The sequence below is a fragment of the Micromonospora sp. M51 genome, assembly GCF_018070305.1.
GTDB lineage: Bacteria > Actinomycetota > Actinomycetes > Mycobacteriales > Micromonosporaceae > Micromonospora > Micromonospora parva.
Window position 1 is genome coordinate 1 of record NZ_JAGPXZ010000478.1, and the last position, 4,847, is coordinate 4,847.

Genomic DNA, 4,847 nt, shown 5'->3' on the forward strand with positions numbered 1-4,847 from the left:
GAAGAACCCGGACGTCTCCACAGCGATGCTCACCGACAAGTGCGCCCGGGTCCGTGACACCGGCGCACGGGTGCTGGCCGCCGCCGACAACTCCTGCCTGGCGCACATCGGCGGCGGCCTCGACCGCCACCGCTCGGGCGTACGGGCCATGCACTACGCCGAGATTCTCGCCGGGGCCAGCTCATGAGCCAGCCGGTCGCACCCGCCACCGGGAGCGGACGGATCCGCACGCCGCTGCCCTTTCCCACCGCCGCCAAACCGGCAGTCGCCGACCCGCAGCTGCGGGCCAACCTGCACCGGGCCACCCGCACCATCCGCGCCAAGCGCGCCCGGGTCGTCGACGAGGTACCCGACTGGGAGGCGCTGCGCGACGCCGGCTCCGCGATCAAGGCGGACGTCCAACGTCGGTTGCCGGAGCTGCTGGAGCAGTTCGAGGCATCCGTCACCGCCGCCGGCGCCACAGTGCACTGGGCCCGCGACGCGGCCGAGGCGTGCCGGATCGTGGTCGCGTTGACCCGGGCCGCCGGGGCCGACGAGGTCGTGAAGGTCAAGTCGATGGCGACCCAGGAGATCGAGCTCAACGAGGCGCTGGAGGCCGCCGGGATCGCCGCGTACGAGACCGACCTCGCCGAGTTGATCGTGCAGCTCGGCGAGGACACCCCCTCACACATCCTGGTGCCGGCGATCCACTACAACCGGGCGCAGATCCGGGAGATCTTCCAGCGTCGCATGCCCGACGTGCCGGCCGACCTGAGCGACGAACCGGCCGAGCTGGCCGAGGCGGCCCGCGCCCACCTGCGACGACGGTTCCTCTCGGCCCGGGTCGCCGTCTCCGGCGCCAACTTCGCCGTGGCGGACACCGGCACCCTCGTGGTGGTGGAGTCCGAGGGCAACGGGCGGATGTGCCTCACCCTCCCCGAGACGTTGATCAGCGTCGTCGGCGTCGAGAAGCTGCTGCCGACCTTCACCGACCTGGAGGTCTTCCTGCAACTGCTGCCCCGGTCCTCGACCGGCGAGCGGATGAACCCGTACACCTCGATGTGGACCGGTGTCACCCCCGGCGACGGTCCGCAGGACGTGCACGTCGTCCTTGTCGACAATGGCCGCTCCGCCGTGCTCGCCGACCCGGTGGGGCGGCCGGCGCTGTCCTGCATCCGTTGCTCCGCCTGCCTCAACGTCTGCCCGGTGTACGAGCGGGCCGGCGGGCACGCGTACGGCTCGGTGTATCCGGGGCCGATCGGGGCGATCCTGTCGCCGCAGCTGACCGGGGTGGCCGACAACGCCTCGCTGCCGTACGCGTCGACCCTCTGCGGCGCCTGCTACGACGTCTGCCCGGTGAAGATCAACATTCCGGAGATCCTGGTCCACCTCCGCCAGCAGGCGCCGCATCCGCCGGCCGAACGGGCCGCCATGGGTGTCCTGTCCTGGGTGATGCGCAGCCCTCGGCGCTGGGCCGCCGCCCTGCGCCTGGCCCGGGCGGGTGCGGGGCCGCTCGGGGCGTACCGGATGCGCCGCACCGGCGCGCGTACGCTGCGCCGACTGCCCTGGCCCGGGTCGGCGTGGACCCGGTCGCGCGACCTGCCGCTGCCCGGGCCGCAGACCTTCCGGGAATGGTGGGGGAAGCAGTGAGCGCACGTGACGAGATCCTGGCGCGGCTGCGGACGGCCCTGGCCGACAGCCCGCCGCCGGTGCAGGTGCCCCGCCGCTACCGCCGGGTCGACGACCGCCCCGACCTGATCGCCACCCTGGTCGACCGCCTGGAGGACTACCGGGCGGTGGTCCACCATGGCATCGACGCCCTACCCCGGCTGCTCAGCGAGGTCGACCGGCTCGCCGTCCCCGCCGACCTGCCGGCCGACTGGCTGACCGGTTACGCCGGGCAGGTGCACCGCGACGCGCCCGCGCTGTCACCGGCCGTACTCGACGACCTGGACGCGGTGCTGACCGGCTGCGCGGTCGCGATCGCCGACACGGGCACCATCATCCTCGACGCCGGCCCGACGCAGGGGCGGCGGGCGCTCACCCTGGTGCCCGACCGGCACATCTGCGTCGTTCGCGCCGACCAGGTGGCCGGACTGCAGCCCGAGGCGCTCACCCGACTGAACCCGCGCGCGCCGCAGACCTGGATCTCCGGCCCGTCCGCCACCAGCGACATCGAGCTGAACCGGGTCGAGGGAGTGCACGGCCCGCGCCGGCTGGAGGTCGTCCTGGTCGGCTCAGGAGCCTGACGACACCTGCTCGCGGGCCTCGCTCGCCGGCGCCCGCAGCGGAATGCCGCGCACGTTGAGCAGCATGACGATGCCCACGCCGACCACCAAGGCGATGTCGGCGACGTTGCCGACGAAGAACCCGGCGTAGTCGATGAAGTCCACGACGTGCCCGCGAGCGAACCCCGGCTCGCGCAAGAGGCGGTCCAGCAGGTGTGTCGTCGCGCCGCCGAGCACCAGGCCCAGCGCCACCGCCCAGGCCCGCGAGGTGACCCGCAGCGCCACGACCGTCACCGCGACCACCGCCGCCGCCGCGAACACCGCGAAGATCCAGGTGTACGCGGAGCCGATCGAGAAGGCGGCACCCGGGTTGTAGACGAGTCGCAGCTGCAGCAGGTCACCGAGAACGGTGATGGTCTGCCCGCCGGACAGCGCGGACTCGGCCCAGTACTTGGTGAGTTGATCCGCGGCGAGCACCACGGCAGCGATCAACACGACGACGCGGAACACCCCGGAACCCTAGCCGGTCGGTGGCAACAGTCACCACCGGCGGTGAACGCGAGCCCGCACGCCGGCGGCCCCGTTGATCAACAGCATGACGCACAAGCTTGGTAATTGCCAAAGACTGGCAACTGTGCCACCGTGATGATCAACGGTTGCGGCGTTGCGCCCACCCGACCAACGACTCCCCACACCACAGGAGCCCTCCGTGACCCGGATGCGTCCGACCGTCCGACGCTTCGCGGCGTCGACCGCGGCGGCGGGAATGCTCGTCCTCGCCGGCTGTTCGGCCCCGGCCACGCCCGACGGCTCAGCGGGCGGGACCACGCTGGTCGTGGCCACCTCCGACGAACCGGACGCGTTGAACCCGGTGCTCAACTACGGCGTCGACGGCGCCTCGCTGATCTTCGACGGCCTCGTCAGCCGGGACGCTGACAACCGCCTCGTGGCCTCTCTGGCCACGGCGTTGCCGGAGCTGTCGCCCGACGGGCGCACCGTGACCGCGAAGCTCCGCGACGGCGTGCAATTCCACGACGGCACCACGCTGACCGCCCCGGACGTCGTCTTCACGTACCAGGCGGTGCTGGACCCGAGGGTGGACTCCACGCTCCGCTCCGACCTGGACATGGTGGAGTCGGTGACCGCGCCCGACGCGGCCACCGTCGTGTTCCGGCTGCGCTACCCGTACGCGCCGTTCCTGCAACGGCTCACTCTCGGCATCGTGCCGGCCAGGCTGCTCAGCGGGCAGGACATCAACACCGCCGGGTTCAATCGCAAACCGGTCGGGACCGGGCCGTACAAGGTTGAGTCGTGGACGCCGGGCGACCGCCTGGTGCTCACCGCGAACGAGAGCTACTTCGCGGGCCGACCGAAGAACAACCGGGTGGTGGTGGCGTTCGTCGCCGACGACAACGTCCGCGCCCAGCGGATGCGCGCCGGCGAGTTCGACGCCGCCGAGCTGCCACCCAAGCTGGCCTCCGGCTTCGACGCCGACGCGGCGTACCGGGTGCAGCGGGTGCCGACCGCCGACTACCGGGGTGTGATGCTGCCGACGGGCAACCCGGTCCTCGCCGACCCGGCGGTCCGCCGGGCGCTCAACCTGGCCGTCGACCGGGCCGCGATGGTCTCCGGAATCCTCGGTGGCGCCGGCGAACCGGCGTTCGGCCCGATCCCGCCGACCTCCGAGTTCACCGACGCCTCGATCATCGGCAAGCCGACCGCCGACCCGACGGCGGCGGGCGCGCTGCTCGACGCGGCCGGCTGGACCCCCGGCCCCGGCGGGATCCGCGTCAAGGACGGCCGGCCGGCCCGGTTCACGCTGATGTACCCGGCCAGCGACACGCTGCGCAAGGACCTGGCGCTCGCCGTCACCGCCGACGCGAAGAAGATCGGCATCGGGGTCACCCCGGCCGGGCTCACCTGGGACGCCATCGACCCACGGATGAGATCCGACGCGCTGCTGATGGGCTACGGCACGCCGTACGACCCGGATTTCGTCTCGTACAAGCTGTTCAGCTCCCAGTTCGCCGGGCAGGGCTACTTCAACCCGGGCTCGTACCGCTCCGAGGTGACCGACCGGGCCCTCCAGCAGGGCCGCGACCAGATCGACCCGAATCTTCGCAGGGCCGCGTACGCGCGGTTCCAGAAGCAGTTGGCCGCCGACGTGCCGTGGCTGTTCCTCACCTACCTGCGGCACACCTACGTGCTGAAGTCCTCGGTGCGCGGTGTCGCTCCCCGCGTCGAGGCGCACGAGCACGGGGTGGCGAACAGCCTGTGGTGGAACATCGACACCTGGACCCGGTCGTGACCCGCTCCGGTCGACTGGCCGGGGCGAGGGCGGTGCTCCGGCGTCGGCTGCTCGTCGCCGTGCCGGTGCTCGCCGCGACCAGCGTCGGGATGTTCGCCCTCGGCGCCGCCTCGCCGGTCGACCCCGCGAAGCAGTACGCGGGCGCGGCGGCCTTCACCGCCAGCGAGGAGAACCTGGCCCAGCTGCGCGCGAACTGGGGCGTCGACGACCCGGTGCCGGTGCAGTACCTGCGCTGGATCGGCAACCTCGTGCGGGGCGACCTGGGCTGGTCGACCAGCCGGCACGACCCGGTCGCCTCGGTGCTCCCCCCCCGGGCCCGCTGGACGCGGGTG

4 protein-coding genes and 2 pseudogenes are annotated in these 4,847 nt (G+C 72.4%); 5 read left to right on the forward strand and 1 reads right to left on the reverse strand.

Translation table 11 applies throughout. The features are described 5' to 3' along the window. The 3 genes and pseudogenes from KBX53_RS22465 to KBX53_RS22475 all read left to right on the forward strand — a co-directional run. Nucleotides 1-187 (forward strand): annotated as a pseudogene (locus tag KBX53_RS22465) ((Fe-S)-binding protein); the annotation flags it as partial. Beyond that, complete coding sequence (locus tag KBX53_RS22470; RefSeq protein WP_210861472.1) at nt 184-1,629, forward strand: LutB/LldF family L-lactate oxidation iron-sulfur protein; 1,446 nt, start codon at nt 184-186, stop codon at nt 1,627-1,629. The pseudogene KBX53_RS22465 and the gene KBX53_RS22470, both read left to right, overlap by 4 nt. Then, a complete protein-coding gene (locus KBX53_RS22475) occupies nt 1,626-2,228 on the forward strand; it encodes an LUD domain-containing protein (RefSeq protein WP_309140830.1) in 603 nt (200 codons plus the stop codon). The genes KBX53_RS22470 and KBX53_RS22475 overlap by 4 nt, the downstream gene beginning before the upstream one ends. On the opposite strand, the gene KBX53_RS22480 is transcribed toward KBX53_RS22475, so the two are convergent. Further along, nucleotides 2,217-2,717, reverse strand: a complete 501-nt coding sequence (locus tag KBX53_RS22480) for a signal peptidase II (protein ID WP_030330531.1) — start codon at nt 2,715-2,717, stop codon at nt 2,217-2,219. The two genes, KBX53_RS22475 and KBX53_RS22480, sit on opposite strands and share 12 nt — an antisense overlap. A 208-nt stretch (nt 2,718-2,925) precedes the next feature. Between KBX53_RS22480 and KBX53_RS22485 the strand changes: the two genes are divergently transcribed. Both KBX53_RS22485 and KBX53_RS22490 read left to right on the forward strand, forming a co-directional pair. Then, a complete protein-coding gene (locus KBX53_RS22485) occupies nt 2,926-4,515 on the forward strand; it encodes an ABC transporter substrate-binding protein (protein WP_030330533.1) in 1,590 nt (529 codons plus the stop codon). Further along, nucleotides 4,485-4,847 (forward strand): annotated as a pseudogene (locus KBX53_RS22490) (ABC transporter permease); the annotation flags it as partial. The gene KBX53_RS22485 and the pseudogene KBX53_RS22490, both read left to right, overlap by 31 nt.